General features: G+C 44.1%; 19 protein-coding genes and 1 tRNA gene. 4 read left to right on the top strand and 16 right to left on the bottom strand.

Annotated elements, in window-relative coordinates:
* Positions 1 to 29 precede the first annotated feature (29 nt).
* The 7 genes from yhbH to queG all read right to left on the bottom strand — a co-directional run bounded on the left by yhbH (position 30) and on the right by queG (position 7490).
* Positions 30 to 1199: a sporulation protein YhbH gene (yhbH, locus tag ACI35L_RS02185; RefSeq protein WP_049672025.1), complete on the bottom strand. Its 1170-nt coding sequence runs from the start codon at positions 1197 to 1199 to the stop codon at positions 30 to 32.
* A 206-nt stretch (positions 1200 to 1405) separates the two neighbouring features.
* Positions 1406 to 1600 (bottom strand): hypothetical protein, encoded by a 195-nt coding sequence (locus ACI35L_RS02180; protein WP_049672026.1) that lies wholly within the window; start codon positions 1598 to 1600, stop codon positions 1406 to 1408.
* Between the two features lie 111 nt (positions 1601 to 1711).
* Complete coding sequence (locus ACI35L_RS02175; protein ID WP_049672027.1) at positions 1712 to 3607, bottom strand: PrkA family serine protein kinase; 1896 nt, start codon at positions 3605 to 3607, stop codon at positions 1712 to 1714.
* Between the two features lie 351 nt (positions 3608 to 3958).
* Entirely contained in the window at positions 3959 to 4696 is a 738-nt protein-coding gene (gene nfsA / locus ACI35L_RS02170) for an oxygen-insensitive NADPH nitroreductase (protein ID WP_049672028.1), read from the bottom strand.
* Positions 4697 to 4896: 200 nt separating this feature from the next.
* Positions 4897 to 5373: a tRNA (uridine(34)/cytosine(34)/5-carboxymethylaminomethyluridine(34)-2'-O)-methyltransferase TrmL gene (trmL, locus tag ACI35L_RS02165; RefSeq protein ID WP_049672029.1), complete on the bottom strand. Its 477-nt coding sequence runs from the start codon at positions 5371 to 5373 to the stop codon at positions 4897 to 4899.
* Positions 5374 to 5443: 70 nt separating this feature from the next.
* Positions 5444 to 6301 (bottom strand): amidase domain-containing protein, encoded by an 858-nt coding sequence (locus tag ACI35L_RS02160; protein ID WP_049672030.1) that lies wholly within the window; start codon positions 6299 to 6301, stop codon positions 5444 to 5446.
* Positions 6302 to 6347: 46 nt separating this feature from the next.
* Positions 6348 to 7490, bottom strand: a complete 1143-nt coding sequence (gene queG, locus ACI35L_RS02155) for a tRNA epoxyqueuosine(34) reductase QueG (protein WP_439802147.1) — start codon at positions 7488 to 7490, stop codon at positions 6348 to 6350.
* Positions 7491 to 7568: 78 nt separating this feature from the next.
* Here queG and ACI35L_RS02150 point away from each other — a divergent pair, with 78 nt between their 5' ends.
* Complete coding sequence (locus tag ACI35L_RS02150; RefSeq protein ID WP_439802146.1) at positions 7569 to 8261, top strand: B3/B4 domain-containing protein; 693 nt, start codon at positions 7569 to 7571, stop codon at positions 8259 to 8261.
* A gap of 47 nt (positions 8262 to 8308) precedes the next feature.
* Here ACI35L_RS02150 and ACI35L_RS02145 read toward each other — a convergent pair.
* From ACI35L_RS02145 to ACI35L_RS02105, 9 genes are all read right to left on the bottom strand, one after another.
* Positions 8309 to 8379, bottom strand: a tRNA-Gly gene (locus ACI35L_RS02145).
* Positions 8380 to 8514: 135 nt separating this feature from the next.
* Positions 8515 to 9297, bottom strand: coding sequence for a glycosyltransferase family 2 protein (locus ACI35L_RS02140; protein ID WP_049672033.1), 783 nt, complete (start codon positions 9295 to 9297; stop codon positions 8515 to 8517).
* Positions 9298 to 9434: 137 nt separating this feature from the next.
* On the bottom strand, positions 9435 to 11024 hold the full coding sequence (locus tag ACI35L_RS02135) for a Na+/H+ antiporter NhaC family protein (RefSeq protein WP_049672035.1): 1590 nt from the start codon (positions 11022 to 11024) through the stop codon (positions 9435 to 9437).
* A gap of 177 nt (positions 11025 to 11201) precedes the next feature.
* Complete coding sequence (locus tag ACI35L_RS02130; RefSeq protein ID WP_049672036.1) at positions 11202 to 11942, bottom strand: sulfite exporter TauE/SafE family protein; 741 nt, start codon at positions 11940 to 11942, stop codon at positions 11202 to 11204.
* 152 nt (positions 11943 to 12094) lie between these two features.
* Positions 12095 to 12802: an ABC transporter ATP-binding protein gene (locus ACI35L_RS02125; RefSeq protein ID WP_049672037.1), complete on the bottom strand. Its 708-nt coding sequence runs from the start codon at positions 12800 to 12802 to the stop codon at positions 12095 to 12097.
* Positions 12802 to 13581, bottom strand: a complete 780-nt coding sequence (locus ACI35L_RS02120; protein WP_049672038.1) for an ABC transporter ATP-binding protein — start codon at positions 13579 to 13581, stop codon at positions 12802 to 12804. Before ACI35L_RS02120 ends, ACI35L_RS02125 begins: the two co-directional genes overlap by 1 nt.
* A complete protein-coding gene (locus tag ACI35L_RS02115; RefSeq protein WP_049672039.1) occupies positions 13556 to 14524 on the bottom strand; it encodes a branched-chain amino acid ABC transporter permease in 969 nt (322 codons plus the stop codon). Before ACI35L_RS02115 ends, ACI35L_RS02120 begins: the two co-directional genes overlap by 26 nt.
* A 12-nt stretch (positions 14525 to 14536) precedes the next feature.
* Positions 14537 to 15415, bottom strand: a complete 879-nt coding sequence (locus tag ACI35L_RS02110; RefSeq protein ID WP_049672040.1) for a branched-chain amino acid ABC transporter permease — start codon at positions 15413 to 15415, stop codon at positions 14537 to 14539.
* Between the two features lie 70 nt (positions 15416 to 15485).
* On the bottom strand, positions 15486 to 16658 hold the full coding sequence (locus ACI35L_RS02105; RefSeq protein WP_049672041.1) for an ABC transporter substrate-binding protein: 1173 nt from the start codon (positions 16656 to 16658) through the stop codon (positions 15486 to 15488).
* A 435-nt stretch (positions 16659 to 17093) separates the two neighbouring features.
* Between ACI35L_RS02105 and ACI35L_RS02100 the strand changes: the two genes are divergently transcribed.
* The 3 genes from ACI35L_RS02100 to ACI35L_RS02090 all read left to right on the top strand — a co-directional run bounded on the left by ACI35L_RS02100 (position 17094) and on the right by ACI35L_RS02090 (position 19902).
* Positions 17094 to 18014 carry an ABC transporter ATP-binding protein gene (locus tag ACI35L_RS02100; protein WP_049672042.1) on the top strand — a complete coding sequence of 307 codons (921 nt, stop codon included), beginning with the start codon at positions 17094 to 17096 and terminating at the stop codon, positions 18012 to 18014.
* The gene (locus tag ACI35L_RS02095) at positions 18007 to 18861 is read left to right on the top strand and encodes an ABC transporter permease (protein WP_049672043.1); all 855 of its coding nucleotides are present in this window, start codon (positions 18007 to 18009) and stop codon (positions 18859 to 18861) included. The genes ACI35L_RS02100 and ACI35L_RS02095 overlap by 8 nt, the downstream gene beginning before the upstream one ends.
* 132 nt (positions 18862 to 18993) lie before the next feature.
* Complete coding sequence (locus tag ACI35L_RS02090; RefSeq protein WP_049672044.1) at positions 18994 to 19902, top strand: MerR family transcriptional regulator; 909 nt, start codon at positions 18994 to 18996, stop codon at positions 19900 to 19902.
* The last annotated feature ends 17 nt before the right edge of the window (positions 19903 to 19919 follow it).

Genomic DNA, 19919 nt, shown 5'->3' with positions numbered 1-19919 from the left:
CCGCCTGCCTTTTTTTGTTGAGTAATAACCTAGCGTCCAGCCGCTCCTTCTGGTTCTTTCTTGAAAAAGCTTCGCATCGCATGAAATACATCTGCTTTCTGCTTCAAAATATAATATTGGAATTTCTCATCCTTTATATTCTTGTAGGCAGACATGAGTGTAGAGTTTCGGTTATATTGATTAACCTCCCCATACCCGAACATATTAGAGACCTTCATCAATTCACCAACCAGCTTGATGCAGCGCGGGTTGTCTGAGGTTAGATTATCTCCATCCGAGAAGTGAAATGGGTAGATATTATAACGCTCTATTGGATATTTCTCCTCAATGATTTCGAGTGCCTTTCTGTAGGCGGATGAACAAATCGTGCCTCCGCTCTCCCCCTTCGAGAAGAAGTCCTCCTCTTCGACAACCTTCGCCTCAGTATGATGGGCTATGAATTCAATATCAACCGTTTCATATTTCGTCCTCAAAAAGCGCGTCATCCAGAAAAAGAAGCTTCTGGCCATATACTTTTCCCATAGACCCATACTGCCTGACGTATCCATCATGGCAAGAACAACAGCCTTTGACTCCGGCTTCTCAATGGTATTCCATGACTTGAATTTCAGATCCTCCTGAAAGATTGGCACAAATCCAGGCGTACCACTTAAGGCGTTACGTTTAAATGCACTGATCATCGTCCGTTTCTTATCGACATTTCCCATTAAGCCAGTTTTCCGAATATCATTGAACTCATAATGCTCTGTGACATGATCTCCTTGATCCTTCTGCTTCAGATTGGGCAGCTCAAGCTCTGAGAAGAGTGCCTCTTGAATCTCGAGCAAGGATACCTCTGACTCCACATAATCCTCTCCAGCCTGATCGCCGGCTTCCCCGCCTTTACCTGGTGCCTTCTGGCCAGCGCCGTCTCTGGCGACAACATCCCCCACCTGCGAATCACCGTCACCCTGGCCAACATGCTTATTCTTATCGTAATTGTAACGAATCTTATATTCATCGAGAGAACGGATTGGTATTTTCACGACATCTCTTCCATTGGACATAATGATACTTTCCTCTGTTATCAAATCGGGCAGATTGTTCTTGATTGCCTCTTGCACTTTCTCCTGGTGTCTTTGCTGATCGTCAAATCCTTTTCGATGGAGGGCCCAATCTTCCTTTGAAATGGCAAACTGATGGCTGCTGTTGTCGGACATCTCTTATCCCCTCCTGTATATCCCTCATGAGAAATAAAGGTTAACCCATTATTGATAGATTACTCTATCCTATGCGGAAAACATGATTTATTGCCAAAATATTCAATAAATAAGACAAAGATCTTTAATGATACAGCCGATTCTTCATAAACGAAAACAGGCAGAGAAACCTTCATCGTTTTCTCCGCCTGCTTCATGTGTATTGCCTACTTATCATTCACTTCTTCGTCCTCATGCTGGACTGGGTCTGGTGACTTACCATAATCATTGGCCAGCTCTTCATTGGTCCGCAAATTCTCCATTTGCTTTCCTAGATTTTTCATTTCCTTTAAATCCGGAGCCATTTGCCCATTTTCCACTCTACTCTCAGCAATGGTTTCGGCCTTTTCTGTTTTCTTCATTTTTCATCACCTCTAGTCCCCCATTTCCCTTTTTCAGGAAAACCAAACTCAGGGGGGGATAGAAGGCGGCAAAAGCAGAGAACCCTATTATAAGGGGAATCATATGAATAATTAACGATTTAAAAGGCTGCCTACATAACGCAGCAATTCATTGGCGGAAGTCGAGTTATAGCCATGCTCATCAATGAGGCGGGCAACGACCTCATTTATTTTCTTCAATTGTGTTTCATCCGGGGTCTTAGAGGAGGTGGTAATCTTCACAACATCCTTCAAATCAGCAAACAGCTTCTTCTGGATGGCTTCCCTCAGGCGGTCATGAGAGTTATAGTCAAACCGTTTTCCTTTACGGGCATAGGCAGAGATTCGGATAAGGATTTCTTCTCTGAATGCCTTCTTCGCATTCTCTGAAATACCGATTTGCTCTTCAATCGATCTCATTAATTTCTCATCAGGATTAATTTCCTCACCGGTCAGAACATCACGAAGCTTCGATTTGTTGCAGAATGCCTCAACATTATCGAGGTAATTATTCATAAGGGTCTTAGCTGACTCCTCATAGGAATACACGAATGCCTTTTGAACCTCTTTTTTGGCAATATCATCATATTCCTTCCGGGCAAGTGAAATATAATTCATGTAACGCTCCTTTAGTTCGGTTGTAATGGATGCATGCTGATCCAACCCTTCCTTTAGCGAGCGCAGTACATCAAGAGCATTAATGGACGGCGTTTCTTTCCGGATAATGGTCGATGAGATTCGGTTAATAACATAACGCGGGTCAATACCGCCCATTCCCTCATCCGGATACTCCTTCTTCAGCTCTTCTACATCAGCTGTGTTGAATCCTTCTACATTCTCTCCATCATACAGACGCATTTTCTTCACCAAATCAATATCACCTTTTTTCGGGTCCTTCAATCTGGTTAATGTTGTGAACATCGCAGCTACACGCAAGGTGTGAGGGGCAATATGCACACCAGCCACATCACTGTCTTGAATCATTTTCTCATAAATCTTCTCTTCCTCAGATACCTTTAGATTATATGGGACAGGCATGACGATAATCCGTGAGTGCAGGGCCTCATTCTTCTTATTGGCTATAAAGGAACGGTACTCCGTTTCATTCGTATGCGCAACGATGAGCTCATCAGCAGAAATAAGGGCAAATCTACCAGCCTTGAAATTCCCCTCCTGCGTGAGAGAGAGCAGATGCCATAAAAATTTCTCATCGCATTTCAGCATTTCTTGAAATTCCATCATCCCTCGGTTGGCCTTATTCAATTCTCCGTCGAACCGGTAGGCACGCGGGTCTGACTCAGAACCATAGGTCGCAATCGTCGAGAAATCAATACTTCCTGTTAAATCTGCGATATCCTGCGATTTTGGATCGGATGGACTAAAGGTACCGACACCCACCCGTTTATCCTCTGACAGGAAGATGCGCTCCACTGGCATATCCTCAATCCGATTATGATAATCTTTCTCCAGCCTCATCATATTGAGCGGCGACAGATTTCCTTCAACACGGATACCATACTCATCAAAGAAATCATTGCGTAAATGCGTTGGAATTAGATGGAGCGGATCCTCATGCATAGGGCAGCCCTTAATGGCATAAATCGCTCCCCTTTCTGTGCGTGAGTATTTCTCCAGCCCTCTCTTCAATAAAGTCACTAAAGTCGATTTACCGCCGCTGACAGGTCCCATCAATAACAAGATTCGCTTTCTGACATCCAATCGTTTAGCAGCTGGGTGAAAATATTCCTCTACGAGTCGTTCAAGCGGCTCCTCAAGACCAAATAGCTCTCCCTTGAAGAAGCTGTATTTCTTCTTGCCATTTACCACTTCCACGCCCGCATCCTTGATCATGTTATACACTCTTGAGTGAGCTGATTGGGCTACCCAGGGCTTCTCCTTCAATAACTGCAGATAATCTCCGAATGTTCCTTCCCATCTCAGTTTTTCCTCTTCATCTCTGAATTGTTCTATTTTTTTTAAGATATCCATTCAGTATAGTTCCTCCCCTAGCCATGATTCAGCTGCTATTGATACATATGCTTGTAAACGGGCAAACATGTATGATATGGATGATAGCTCATGATGTTGAAATCCCCATGCTTATCACCAATATATTCTTGGACAAGGAAAAAAATACTTCGGTATGGTATACTTTTCTAAAGTGACCAAAATAAGGAGGAAGGCGCAGTGACAGTTGCTATTATTCTTTTAGTATCCCTCACGTTCTTGACGGCTATTTTTTCAGCTGGATACAATGATAAGCCGAGATAACCCTTTATTTTGTAAATAAAAAAGCGATTCGCCTGCAAGCCCTATCGGCCATCAGCGAATCGCTTTTTTCTATTTATTTGCATAGCCTTTTCGATTCACAAACTCCTTCATATGTTCGCGCTGTTTGCCAGTCAGCATCGCAGCTACCTGCTCGCTCCAGCGGTCCTTCCGTTTACCCCCAGTTCTCATATTATAGTAAGCGGAAATTGTTTCATCGTATTCTTTCAGCTGTTCTTTCTTATCCTCGTATTCATTTTCATGGAAGACCGCTTCAAATGGCAGACGAGGCTTAATGGCTGTATCCTGATCCGGATAACCGACCGCCATGCCGAATAAAGGAATGACTCTATCAGGAAGCTTGAGCAAATCTGACACCTTTTGAATTTCATTTCTAATTCCGCCTATGTAACAAATCCCAAGCCCCATCGATTCTGCCGCAATCGCTGCATTTTGTGCTGCGAGGGCTGCGTCAATGACTGCCACCATGAATTTCTCCATGAAATCAAGACTGCCTCCAAGGTCTACACCTGCCATATCAGCAGCCCTTTCATGTCTATTCAAATCTGCACAAAAAACATAGAAATATCCATTATGCTCTACATAGGATTGGTTCCCCGCAAAAGCCGCCAGTTCTCGCTTCTTTTCCGGATCAGAAATGCCAATAATCGAATACGCCTGCACGAAGCTTGAAGTCGAAGCCGACTGCGCCGCCCGGACAATCTGCTCAATCTGCTCCTTTGATAGTGCCTTATCCTCAAATTTCCTAATGGAACGATGGTTTAACAATAACTCAATAGTCTCATTCATCCTTTTTCATCTCCCCATCTATACTCTCTTTTACTATACCAAATAGAAGAGTTCAGGATATAATGATGAACCTTATGGGATGTAGAAAAACCTTGAATGATGTACGTCATTATTTTGAATCAAAAGTATTCCACTATCAACACTCATCATTATCATAGCCAAAATAATAAGCGAAGAGAGTCTCTCTTCGCTTATTTCCATCACGCTAAATGACCGTAATTCTGTTGTCTCAGCGCTTCATAGATAACGATCGCAGCTGTATTTGATAGGTTAAGGGAGCGGACATGCGTATCATTCATCGGCAGACGCAAGCCTCGTTCCGGGTGCTCCTCTAGAAGGTGCTTTGGCAGGCCGGTAGTCTCTCTTCCGAAAATGAAGAAGTAATCCTTCTCGGCATCTGCATACGATACATCACTATGATAGTGCTTCGCAAACTTTGTAATATAGAAGAATTCTCCCCCTTCGTTTTTCTCGAAGAATTCTTCAATGGAATCGTAATAAATGATCGTTACATGCTCCCAATAATCAAGGCCGGCCCGTTTGAGCATTTTATCATCTGTTGAGAAGCCAAGCGGGCGGATCAAATGAAGGGTTGTATCAGTCGCCGCGCATGTGCGGGCAATATTACCGGTATTTGCCGGGATAAGCGGCTGGTATAAAACAATATGTAAAGACACTTTATTCACCTCTTGTTAGAATAACAGCCTTTATTATACCACTTTTATGCCATATCCCTAAATCGAATGTCTAGCGAGTGATAATATGAAAAAATTTATACTGAATATCCGGTGTATAGGCTGTTGAGTCCTCATAATCCCAAAACCGCATGCGGCTGTTGGTCGTATGGGCATTGACAAGAGGGTTTCCATAGCCGTCCATACCTGTGATGATTGTATTATGATTAAAGCGTCCGTCTCCCTCAAAATCGTAGCAAATGATATCTCCTATCGAAAGCTCTGCAGGACTGCTGACCTCGATTGTCCACTTTGCCCCTTTAAGCATCAGCATAAAAGCATGGGCGACCGTCCAGCTATAGCTCCAATTGCTCGTTCCTTCCATCCACCAGCCCCTCGTCCGCACCGGCTGGCCCCACATCGGGACTCCCCCGGCGCGAAGGCATTGAGAAATAAAATTCGTACAATCATCTGTGAATTCAGGATAGGATGGATTAAATGCATTCCACCAACGTTCGGCATATTGGACAGCCTTCAGCCTGTCATAACGGAAATCAGGCCACCCAGCTCTATGCTGAAGATCGAGAACGGACCAATCGCTATCTCCAGCCTCTGCCGGCACCCTTAGCTCCTCATCCCCGATAAGCTCGCCTGAAGAGAATTCTGCCCTTCTCCGCTCCACTTCTTCTTCTATATAAAACTGGTCTCCATGCTTAATGGCAAATGACCAATGAATCGTATACAGAGCCTCCCGCTCCGTCATATTCTCCACGGTTCCTTTCCCCATTACTTTCACCAAATGTCCCCCGCGCTGCTTCAGGCTCATTTTCTTCTTTAACAGCCGTTCATCCTGGGCTGTTCTGGAGCGTTTCCGTTCACCTGCGAGCAAGGCAATCCGTTCCTTCAGCAATGTTTCAAGCTTTTCCTTCATGTCTCCATCCTCCCCTCCTTTATAAAAATATGAAAAAAAGCCGGGGTCATTCCCCCAGCTTTTCAAGTTTGGCGATTGCCTGATCAATTTCCTCGCAGACGAGCTCTTCTTTCTCCACTGCTAAACATTCTCTTAAAACCCGCTCTGCCTCCTCTCCGCCGATTTTCCCGATTGCCCAAGCAGCCGTTCCCCTTATGACAGGGCGCGGATCCTTTCTAAGCAAATCAGCAAGAGGCGGAATATTCTCATGGTCCTTGAAATGAGCTAGGGCCAGAATAGCATTACGCTGGATGGGCATCTTTCCTCTCCAGGAACCTGACAGGCTGCCATATTGCTCCTTGAAGGAACGGTTGCTCAAGTTCAAGAGAGACAGCAATTCAGGTTTAACTATCTGCGGGTCAGCCTCCAATTCCTCATGAAGATGATAGTCAATGCGCTTATTGTATGGACAGGATGTCTGGCAGGAGTCACAGCCATACAATCGATTGCCGACTTTTTCTCTAAATTCGTCTGGTATCATTTCCTTTGTCTGTGTCAGGAAGGAGATGCAGCTTTTGGCATTGATTTGTCCGCCAGCAACAAGCGCACCTGTTGGACAGGCATCAAGGCATTTGGTACAAGTTCCGCATAAATCCTCCATCGGTGTATCCGGCGGAAACGGGATGTTCGTAATCATTTCCCCTAGATACATATAGGAACCGTATTCTTGGTTTAATATCGAACAATTTTTTCCGCTCCAGCCTATACCCGCCCGTTCTGCAACAGCGCGGTCGGCCAATTCGCCCGTATCCACCATTGATTTTAGCCGGGCATCAGGAACTCTTTCCTGAATAAAGGCTTCAAGCTTGCTTAGCCGATCCTTTACAACATGGTGATAATCAAGTCCCCAGGAGGAGCGGCTGAAGATTCCTCTTCGTTCCCCCTTCTTACTTCTCGGTGCATCATGCAGACGAGTTGGATAGGCAATGGCAATCGCTATGATGGACCTTGCCTCTGGCATGAGCCGTTTCGGGTCTGTTCGTTTCTCTAAATCCGGTTCCTCAAAGCCGGATGCATACTTTCTCTTTTGCTGCTCAATAAGGCGATCCTTCAATTCGAGAAAGGGGTCGCTTGAAGTAAAACCGATTCTATCAATGCCAATCGTCTTGCTGTATTCAATAATCTCTTGCTTTAACTGATAATCATACATTCTTATGCCCCTTCTCCTTTCTTCGGATCTTATCTCATTGTATGGTATACTATTTTCAAAAAAGTGGGAGGTGTCTGCATGATCCACATAAAAGCAGACGAACAGCTCTTCGCACAAGCTGGTGATGTTAAGTTCGGTATTATTCATTATGAGGGAATGGAGGCAGGAAATATACCTTCCATGCTTGTTGGCCGCCTTCAGCTATATATAGAACAGCTGCATACCGAGCTACAAATGAAAGAATGGGCCGATTACCCCGGAATTACAGCGTGGCGTAAGATCTTTAAGAAAACAGGAGCTGATCCTTCAAAATACCGTCCATCCGCAGAGGCATTATATAGAAGAATAAAAAAAGAGCCCTCTGCTCCAACCGGAAACTCAAGCATTGCTCTAAATAACTTCTTCTCCCTTCAATACGAGATTCCGCTTGGCATTTATGACGTCAAGGCTATCAAAGGTGATGTGCACATTAAAATAGGCAGTGAGACTGACAGGTATGAAGGACTGAACGGCCGTACGAATACATTGAATGGGATAATTGGAACATTTGATGAGGAAGGAGTATTTGGCAGCCCATACGTGGACTCTGTCAGGACAAGTATTCAGGACGATACGAAGGACGCACTTCAAGTCGTCTATTTCCACCATGATCACTCCATCGAACAGGCCGGGAAAATGCTTGAAGCCATCTCAAAAATGTTCATTCAAGTTCACGGAGGGGACTCCTCCATCTATCTAGTAAGTCATGAAAATCAAAAAATAGACATATAAAAAACGCAATGCTTCGTACTCTTCGTTACGAAACACTGCGTTGTTAAAGCGGGTGAAGGGAATCGAACCCTCATCATCAGCTTGGAAGGCTGAGGTTTTACCACTAAACTACACCCGCAAGCACGATAGACATTATATTAACAGAAGGTACACAGCTTGACAACCTTTTTGCTCAAAGTCGAAAAATGCCAAAAAATCATGAGATTATAAAAACAAAAGCGCCGTTGAGTAAATCCGGCGCTCTTATCATTTATCAATTTTTTAGATTTCGATATTTCGCTTCGCTCTTCGCATTATTCATAAAGCAATAAGCCGACTCAAAAATATTCAATTTTTCGACATGACGATAGAGTGACCAGACTTTAGACGCTTTTTTGTACTCGTCCTCATCTAATGAGTGATTATGCCTGCGCTTAAAGAGCAGAACTTCCTTGATTGCATATGCCTTAAACCCTCGTTTGAATATTGAGAGCCAAAGCGCACTCTCTTCAGGAATATTTTCGTTGCTTGTAAGCTGTATCTTTCCTATTATGTATCGGTCAATCATAACAGTCGAACCAGCAATAAGGTTCACGTTGTGGAGGAAACTGGAATAAGTAGTTTGTTCAGGCATAACAATGATTGGCTCATAGGCTTTATTGCTCTCATCAATGATTTGGTAATCTGTACAGCTAAACCCAATATTATGTGCCTCCATGAATTCCAATTGTTTCTCAAGCTTATGATGCGGCCAAATATCATCATTATTGATAAAGGCTAAATAACGGCCTCTCGCCATCGTAATACCAAAATTACAAGCTTCTGCATGACTAATTGGCTCTTGCAGAGTTACAAGCTTAATTCGTGAATCCTCCATCATTATTTCCTTAATTTCCGAGGAGCTATCATCCTTTGATAAATTTTCGACAATAATAAGCTCCCAATTCTCATATGTTTGTTGTCTAACAGACTCAATTGTCTTCTTGATATAATTCTCTGCGAATTCATTTACCATAATGATTGATACTAATGAACGAAATGGTATACTGCTTCTCACCGTATTTCACCTTCCTTATTCTGGTTGAATAAATATTATATTAAGATAATATTATGTACCCATACATCATCTTCAATAAACCGATTTAAACGAAAAAGGAGAAGGAAAACACATGGTTTTCCCTTCCCCCTTTTTATTTATGAATCAACAACACTAGTTTCACTTTTCGGTTCGGTCTCAGTCTTTGGCTTAATTAAGATGACGAGAGAGCCAATCAAACCTAATACGATTAGCAGAGAGATCCATAAATTCTCTGTCAATCCTAAAATGAGATAACCAACCAATGCCACACCTGCACAAATCAGGGCATATGGCAGCTGGGTCATTACATGATCTAAATGATTAGAGCCAGCACCTGTTGATGATAGAATCGTCGTATCAGAGATTGGGGAGCAATGATCCCCAAAGACAGCCCCAGCGAGAACGGCCGCCATGGCTGGCAGCATCATCTCCGGGTCGGTTGCTGCCGCGATTTCCCCGGCAATAGGAAGCAGGATTCCAAATGACCCCCATGAGGTTCCCGTCGCAAAAGTCATAACCCCAGCAACAAGGAACATCACAAGTGGCAGATATAAAATATTAAGATTAGATTGCTGAACGAGACCTGCCAAGTAATCTCCTACTTGGAGGCGGCCAATCAGATCAACGAGTGCCCAGGCAAACAAGAGAATATAAACAGCCGGGAGCATGGTAATAATCCCTTGTGCAAAGCTCTTTCCAAATACTTTCCCCTTGATTCCTTTATGATAGTACACCTGCTTAGCAAACATAATAAGGGCAGCTGCTAACCCTAAAAGTCCCCCAATAACAAGTGATTGGGTCACATTCGTATTCTCTAGAACAGCCAATATCGTTACTTTACCGGAGATTGCTGTAAAGCCTGTCCACATCATGGCGGAGACTGTTCCGATAATCAGCGTCAAGATTGGCACGAGCAAATCATAAACGGTTCCTTTCTGGCTTGTTTCCAGCTTTTCCTTTAACTCTCCCGGAATAGATTTCGCCGGGTCGTATACCTCACCTCTTATGGTCGCACGGTCCTCATGCGCTTTCATTGGACCAATATTCCAATTGCGGTAAGCTACAATGAACACCATCGCAATCGCAGCAATCGCATAAAAATTCATAGCAGACATTTGAAGGAATGCGGTAAGAGCACTATACTCCGTGTATTGATGCTGGGCAAAAATAATGCCTAGAAGGGCAATAATATACGCTCCCCAGCTGGATATTGGGGAGATGACACAAATCGGTGCAGATGAAGAATCAATAATATACGCAAGCTTAGCCCTGGACACCTTTTGCCGGTCTGTAATCGGGCGGGCGACCTGTCCAACTGCAAGCGCATTGAAATAATCATCTATAAAGATAAAGATTCCTAGAAGCGCTGCCACAAGCTGTGCCCCTGTTCTCGTTTTCACCCTTTTCATCGCCCACTCTCCAAAGGCCCGGCTACCGCCGCAGACTGAAATAAAGATGGTAATAATACCTAGTAAAAGAATGAATAGGATGATATAGAGATTGGATACATTCCATGCTCCTTCAGATATGAAAATACCCTTTACTGCGTCCCAAACAATGACAGCCGTTTCTCCTAATTTGAAATCAGCCAGCATAAAAGCAGATGCAAGAATACCGACTCCAAGCGATAACAGGATCTTTCTCGTCAAAACCACCATCAAAATAGCGATTAATGGCGGCAGCAATGAATAAACCGAGTTTTCCATAGAAAATCCTCCTCTATTTTGTCAGAAACCCTGATGCTCCATACTTCGGTCATATCTTTAATTAATGCTTGCGATGGATAAAAACATTAAGTAAAAATACAATTCGAAGTATATATATACTATTTTAATATAACGATTTTCAATAGGGAAGGGTAGTTGAGTTTTAAAAATTGGAAATTATGAGACAAATTGATTAAACCATAGCTGAATGAGCAGAAGAAGTGTCATAATACGCAGTATCGGTTTAACATAGTGAGGCTTTAATTTCTCCGCTATTCTTACCCCCGCTTGAGCACCAGTAATCGAACCAAGCATCAAGCAGAGCGTTATGGGCCATATGATATTACCAGAAACTATATATGTCACCGCGGCTCCCAAACAGCTTGACACAGTAGCAAGGCGAACAAGCGCAACCGCCTTCATGTAGGAAAGATGAAGATAACCAAAAAGGTTAAACAGCAAAGTCCCTTGACCTGGCCCAAACATGCCATCGAACATTCCTATCCCAAAAAGACCGGAGAGACTATATTTATTCAAGTGGAGCTTTTCCCCCTGATCCATGAAATTTCCTTTACCCAAAAATGAAAGAATGTAACCAAATACCAAGAAAATACTCGCCACTACGTTCAGCATGGATGATGACATAAAAGTCGCCGTCATCCCTCCCGCAACACCTCCTAAGGCACTTACCGGCAGAATCCAGAAGGACTCCTTCCAATCCACTTGCCCCTTTCTATACAAATGCCAAAAGCTCGTAAACGAACTCACTGTGTTGGACACTTTATTTGCTCCAATTGCCGAGTGGACAGGCACCCCCAAAAGAAGCATGGAGGGAAAACTAATCAATCCTCCGCCTCCTGCCAATGTACCGACAGTTGTAGCCAACAATCCGATGAAATAAATATAGACATAGTCCATCTTTGTATCGCCTCCCCCATAAGCATATGCATGAAGCCTCCTAAAGAAAATGACTGATTTATAAAGGTTTGGCATAAGAGAAACTTATTAAAAAGGGTTTGTTCCCTGCAGCTATTTTTCTTCTAGCTGTAAGAAACAAACCCTTAGAGTGATTAGTGACCGCCCAAGTAAGCCAGCTTCACTTCTTCACTTTCATTAAGCTCATTTGCTGTTCCAGAAAGGACGATCCGTCCCGTCTCCATAACATATGCCCTGTCTGCGATAGACAAAGCCAGGTGGGCATTTTGTTCTACCAGCAGAATTGTAGTTCCCGCAGCCTTTATCTCTTCGATGATACGGAAAATTGTCTTTACGAGCAAAGGAGCCAGTCCCATTGAAGGCTCATCAAGGAGCAAAAGCTTCGGTTTCGCCATAAGTGCTCTTCCCATGGCGAGCATTTGCTGTTCACCTCCGGAAAGGGTCCCAGCCTGCTGCTTCACTCGCTCCAGTAGACGGGGAAATAATTCATACACCTGTTCCATATCCGCCTTAACCCCTGCACGATCTTTGCGAAGATAGGCACCAAGCTTCAGGTTTTCCTCCACAGTCATATTGGCGAATATACGTCTCCCCTCTGGTACATGGGATATTCCTTGTTTTACAATGGATTGAGCGGCATTCCCCCCAATTGATTTCCCTTCATAGAGGATACCTCCCTCCTTCGGCTTTAACAAACCGGATACCGTCTTCAGCAAGGTGCTCTTCCCGGCACCGTTCGCCCCAATAAGAGTAACAATTTCTCCTTCTTGAATATCCAATGTCACCCCTTTAATCGCTTGAATGTTCCCATAATAAACAGTGACATTATCAACATGAAGCATCAGCTCACCTCCTCGCCAAGATAGGCTTCTATGACAAGCGGGTTTTGCCGAATTTCTTCAGGTGACCCATGGGCAATCAACTGTCCATGGTCCAGAACATAAATACGTTCACATACTCCCATAACGAGCTTCATATCATGTTCAATCAAGAGAACAGTCAAACGGAAACGCTCCTTAATCTCTCCAATCAATTCCATCAGCTGCCCTGTCTCTTTTGGATTCATGCCGGCAGCAGGTTCATCAAGCAAGAGTAATCTCGGCTTACCGGCGAGCGCCCTCGCAATCTCAAGTCTTCGCTGCATGCCATACGGCAGGTTCTTCGCTTTCTCATCCTTGTACGGGTGCAGATTGAATATCTCTAATAATTCCAGAGCCTTCTCCTCTATGATCCGCTCACCCTTAAAATGCCCGGGAAGCCTAAGAATAGAGCTTATCATCGAGTGATTTGCCTGTGAATGATAGGCCACCTTAACATTATCAATGACGGATAATTCCCCAAACAGGCGGATATTTTGGAAGGTCCGGCACAGCCCTTTCCGAGTAATCCTGTAGGGAGCAAGCTTGTTCAGCCTTTGTCCATCAAAGATGACAGCCCCCTCTGTCGGGACATAGACACCTGTTAATAAATTAAAGAGAGTCGTCTTTCCAGCCCCGTTTGGTCCGATTAAGCCGCAGAGGTCACCATGGCCAAGCTCCATACACACATCACTCACCGCCTTAAGACCGCCGAATTGAATTGATAAATGCTCGACACTAAGCAATGGTTTGCTGGTTTCCATCCTTTGGACCCCCCTTTGTCTTTCTCGTCCATAAGCTTGTAATTTCCTTCGTACCGAGCAGTCCCTGTGGACGATAAATCATCATGACAATCAGTACTAAGCTATATAGAAGCATCCTCGTTTCAGGATAATCAGACAGGAATGTCGTCACAAGAGTCAGCAGCACTGCGGCAATAACCGTCCCTGAAAGGCTGCCGAGACCCCCTAATACAACTAAAATCAAAATATCAAATGACTTTAGGAAATTAAAATTCGCCGGCTGAATGAAATAAAAATTATGAGAATACAAGGCACCTGCAATCCCGGTAAAGAAAGCACCGATAACAAAGGCTGCCACTTTATAATAGGTCGTATTAATGCCCATTGCATCAGAGGCTGTTTCATCCTCACGGATTGAAATGCAGGCCCGTCCATGTGTGGAATTAGTAAAGTTCCTCACCACAAGAATCGTGATCATCATCCAGAGGAAAATCCATCCCCAGGTCGTTTTATGGGTGACCATCATACCAGAGGCCCCTCCAACATAATCCATATTCAAGAAAATAATGCGCACAATCTCTCCAAATCCAAGCGTCGCAATAGCGAGGTAATCCCCCTTCAATCTAAGGCTTGGAATTCCAATCAGCATACCAACGGCTGCTGCCATCAGACCGCCAATTAAGATGGACGCTAGGAACGGAAGTCCCATTTTCATGGTCATAATGGCTGAGATAAATGCCCCGACAGCCAGGAAACCTGCTTGTCCAATAGAGAACTGACCGGTTATGCCCAATATTAAATGAAGACTGACCGCTACGATGATATTAATGCCTATCGTAATAACCATATTGGTATAAAAGCTGTCTATGATACCGGCAGAGATGATTGATTGCATGACCAGAAAGAATATAAGCGCAAGAATCATGGTTCCAAAAAAGCCGTTTATTCTTTTGAAAATCCCCATTGCCCCCATCTCCTATACTTTTTCTTTCTTGTTTTTGCCGAACAAGCCTTGAGGCATGAATAGAAGAATCAGGATGAGCACGACAAAGGCTGCGGCATCTCTCCATAGTGAGAAGCCTGCGGCACTGACAAGCGCTTCAATCATACCGAGCAGCAGACCTCCAACCATTGCTCCCGGAATGATGCCAATGCCTCCAAACACTGCGGCGACAAATGCCTTCAGCCCTGGAAGAATACCCATTAACGGTTCAATTCTCGTATAATAAACACCAAAGATTACACCCGCAGCTCCGGCTAACGCTGATCCGATTGCAAACGTAGCCGATATTGTATTATTAACGCTGATGCCCATTAATTTGGCTGCATCTGCATCAAAGGATACTGCCCGCATAGCTCTTCCAATCTTCGTGCGGTGAACGATAACTTGCAGCAAGACCATTAGGCAGATTGCCACGGCAAGGATAAGGATGGATTGGCTTTTAACCGTAACTCCGAGAATATCAATATTGGAAGATGGCAATACATCATTAGGATACGCCTCAATCTGAGCGCCCCTAATGTAGATCATTCCATACTCAATAAAGAGAGAGACACCGATTGCCGTTATCAGGGCTGCGATTCTGGTCGCATTCCGAAGCGGCTTATAGGCAATCCGTTCAATCAATACGCCTAATATAGCGCATGCTGTCATGGATAATAAAAGCGCCGGAAGGAAGGAAAGCTCAAGAATTGTAATGGCATAGAATCCGATGAAGGCTCCTACCATAAAAACATCGCCATGGGCAAAATTAATCAATTTAACAATTCCATAAACCATTGTATAGCCGAGTGCGATCAGTGCGTAAATGCTTCCGAGCGATATTCCGTTCACAAGCTGCTGGATAAATTCCATATGTGACCCCCTGGTTATTAGAATAACAATTAAGAGCAGGAGACTGATGAATCAGTCCCCTACCGGTCTATTATGGTTCAATATTGGTTTCAAAGACCTGCTTTCCATTTTCATATTTCAAGATGGCAGCAGCCTTAATTGGATTATGGTTTTTATCAATGGTCAGTTTGCCAGAGACAAGGTCAAGTCCATCTGTTTCAGCAAGCGCTTCTTTAATCTTTTCAGGGGCAGGGTCATCGCCCGCTCTTTTTACCGCATCTGCGATAAAATAAGCCGTATCATAACCAAGGGCTGCAAAGGCATCTGGGGATTTATCCTTGTATTTCTTTTTAAAGGCGCTGACGAATTCTTGAATATTCTTAGCGGGGTCTCCTGCAGAGTAGTGGTTTGTGATAAATGTATTCTCTAGTGATTTTTCACCGGCTATTTCCAGCAGCTTTGGAGAATCCCAGCCGTCTCCTCCCATGAATGGCACATCAAGACCAATTTCACGCCCCTGCTTTAAAATCAACCCAACCTCTTCATAAAAAGCCGGAACAAACACAAAATCAGGATTAGCCTTCTTGATACGCGTTAAAGTCGATTGAAAATCTGTATCCTTTTGAACAAAGGCCTCCTCTGCAACAATCTTTCCTCCGCCGGCTGTAAAGGCCTCCTTAAATGCAGCGGCGAGCCCTTTCGAATAATCGCTGGAGCTATCAATATAAACGGCAGCGGTCTCGGCCTTAAACTGCTCCTTGGCAAAGTTTGCTGCAACGGTTCCTTGGAAAGGATCGATAAAGCATGTCCGGAACACATAATCATTTACTTTCCCATCCTTGACCGTAATCGTTTCATTTGTTCCGGTCGGGGTAATAAGGGGGACCTTTTGATCATTGGCGATATCGACCTGTGCCAGCGTATTCGTGCTTGTTGCCGCTCCGACGATAACATCTACCTTTTCCTGTGTCACAAGCTTCAAAGCACCGGTTGTGGCTTCGGCAGCATCTGATTTATTGTCATATTTCTCAATCTCAAGCTTTTTGCCATTAATGCCATCCTTATTGATTTCCTCAATCGCCAGCTCCATCCCTTCCATGATGGACTGACCATAGGAGGCAGCTCCTCCTGACATCTCAAGATTGGCTCCTATTTTGATTGTTCCCTCACCTGTTCCTCCTGCTTCCTCTCCTCCGCATCCAGCCAAGACTCCCATTGCCAATGATAAAGACAGAATAATACCTGACGCCTTTTTTCTTTTCACGCTACTTCCTCCCCCTTTTGGAAATAAAAAAGGGTCCTGTTATACCGTTATTGATATGAAGAGTAAGTACCCTCTTTCAAGACCTGACCGAGCAAGAAAGACCGAAAGCTTACATTTAGGCTTTCGAGCTGTCCTTGTACATAAATACAGCCGATATCAACAACGCAATATAACAGAGACCCAAGAAAAACTGGTGCGCTCTTTATTTGTATTTCGATTCTGCATTCAGTTTACCTTAATTTGTAAATTTCGTCCATATCTGTTTTAATTCCCGCATAAAATTAATTTTTGCCAATTAAGCCAAGACATTTTCTTTAAATTCTTTTTCTCGGGAAGTTATGAAAGGCCTGTTCGGTATATAATTAACTATAAATATGTATTTTCGGAGAATTCCAACTACTAGTCTTTTATTCTAAAAGGAATCGAGGTGTCTGTATGGATAAAATTATAGAAGTGCAAGGCCTCACGAAAACTTTTGGAGACCTTCAGGCGGTTAAGGGCATTGATTTTTATATAGAGAGCGGAAAACTGTTCGCTTTCCTTGGACCGAACGGAGCCGGCAAGAGTACGACCATCGATATGATTTGCACTCTTCTGAAGCCTGATTCAGGAGAGGCCGTTATTAACGGCTGCCGCCTGGGCACAGAGGATCAGAACATTCGTGAGTCAATCGGGGTTGTTTTCCAGGAGAGCCTGCTCGACCCGCTTCTCACCGTCCGAGAGAACTTACTATCACGAGCAAGATTTTACAGAATTCCGAAGAAAGAGCTGAAGGAACGCGTAGAAAAAGCAGCCATTTCTGCTGATGTCATGGATTTCATCGACCGCCCGTACGGCAAATTATCCGGCGGTCAAAGACGCCGGGCAGATATTGCCCGCGCACTTGTCAACACACCGAAGATTCTTTTTCTAGATGAGCCAACGACAGGGCTTGACCCGCAGACAAGGCGCAGTGTGTGGGAAACCATTGCACGTCTGCAAAAAGAAAGCGGGCTGACTGTCTTTCTGACAACCCATTATATGGAGGAGGCTGCTTCAGCCGACTATATCATGATTATTGATAATGGACGCATTGTGGCAAAGGGCACCCCATTTGAACTGCGTAATACATATAGCTCTGATACGTTGAAAATTGAACCGACAGACCGCTCAAGCCTGATTAGTCTGCTTAATGAACATGATATTTCTTATACAGAAAAAAATGAGCTGCTTACCATTAAGCTTTCTGGTACAAAGGAAGCCTTGTCCATTCTTAAACTTACAGAGCCATTGATCAATCGCTTTGAGGTGCAGCACGGTACGATGGATGATGTGTTCATTAACATTACAGGAAAGGAGATACGAGCTGATGTTTAACCTGGCCCAGCGTAACTTTAGATTGTTCTTCCGGGATAAAAGCACCGTCTTCTTCTCCCTGTTAGCCGTCTTTATCATCATTGGTCTATACGTCCTCTTCTTAGGGGATACGATTGCAAGTGATATGAAAGATATAAAGGATGCCCGTTTCTTAATGGACAGCTGGATTATGGGAGGACTACTCGCTGTCACCTCCGTCACGACGACAATGGGCGCATTTGGTACGATGGTAGAAGACCGGGCAAAAGGAACCGCAAAGGATTTCTATGCCTCTCCTTTAAAGAGATATCAAATTGCGGGCGGCTATGTTATTAGCTCCTTCATGGTCGGAATCATCATGTGCGTGATTACCTTCATCCTTGCCGAGATCTATATCGTTGCCAATGGCGGGGAGCTGCTGCCCATGCTTAGCATTGTGAAGGTATTAGGACTCATTCTGCTGTCCGTTCTTTCGTCCAGCGCAATGGTCTTCTTTCTTGTCAGCTTCTTTACAAGCATTAACGCCTTTGCTACAGGCAGCACAGTTATCGGCACATTAATCGGCTTTCTTACCGGAATCTATATCCCGATAGGGAATCTTCCTGATGCCGTTCAGCTTGTCGTGAAGATATTCCCTGTTACCCATGCAGGCGTTCTATTCCGGCAGGTATTCATGGACGCACCGCTACAGACAGCCTTTGGTGATTTGCCGGCAAAGGCCGGAGAAACCTTTAAAGAAGAATTGGGTGTCGTGCTGACATTCGGAGACCATACCCTCCAAGCAAGCACTCATATTCTTGTCTTGTTAGGGGTTACACTGCTGTTCTTTGCGCTGGCTGTTTGGAATATTTCCCGCAAAAAATCGTAAGCATGCAGGGGCGTTCTTCTCGCATGCTCTTTTTTTGCATTTTTTTATACAATAGATATTTGTCTTTTTATCAAATTGGGTATATTGTTAATATATAACTATTTTATAACTTTTATAAAAGAGGGTTCGACGATGTACAATATTAAAGCTGTTTCCAAATTATTAGACATGCCGACCGTGACCATCCGCTCTTGGGAAACGCGTTATCAAGCCATCACCCCGGAACGAACGGAATCCGGGCACAGGGTGTACACCGAAGAGAACTTAAATGATTTGAAGTGGCTCAAGAAACAAATCCATGAGAACGGCTTGAATATCAGCCAGGCTGTCAACCTGCTAAAGGCAAAGAAGGCTGAAGAGACAACGATGGAGCTCTTGCCAGATTCGAATGATGATGAGCCTAACGAACGCTTCAAGAAACAAATCGATGAATTGTACGCAGCTGTGCTCGAGCTGGAAGCCGATAAGTGCAATCGCCTTCTGGACCTGTATTTCTCGCAATTCAATTACCATACCGTCTTCTCCTCCATCATCGTTCCGCTCATGTATAAGGTTGGAGCAGAATGGGAGAATGGAAACCTCCATGTCGTAAAGGAGCATATGATCAGCAACATCATTCTCCATCGTTCCATCAGGTTCTTCAGTGTGTTTGAGACATCTCCCTCCTTGCCGCGGGTGATGGCCATCTGCCCACAGGGAGAGCAGCATCAGCTTGGCTTGATTCTCTTTACGCTTTTCCTGCGCGAAAAACATTATCCTGTGTACTACATTGGGGCAGATACCCCGCTTGAAGGTCTTGCCGAACTTGTCAAGGAGAAGGATATCAGCATTCTTGCCATCTCTACCTCCCGTCAAACAGACCATGAACTTGTCGAGAAATATATAGACACAGTCCGCGAGGTTAATCCATCCGTAAAATGCCTCGTCGGCGGTCTCGGCATTAAAGAAACTAAAAGACATGGATCTAGATTTGATATCGCACCCGATGACCGGAACTGGGAGAAAATTCTAGACCTAATCACTCATACTCCCATATCCTAAAAACCCTCGCTAATTGC

It is taken from the genome of Pradoshia sp., assembly GCF_051873915.1.
GTDB lineage: Bacteria > Bacillota > Bacilli > Bacillales > Pradoshiaceae > Pradoshia.
The sequence above is the reverse complement of the archived record's forward strand: the minus strand, read 5'-3'. Positions and strand labels throughout refer to the sequence as shown.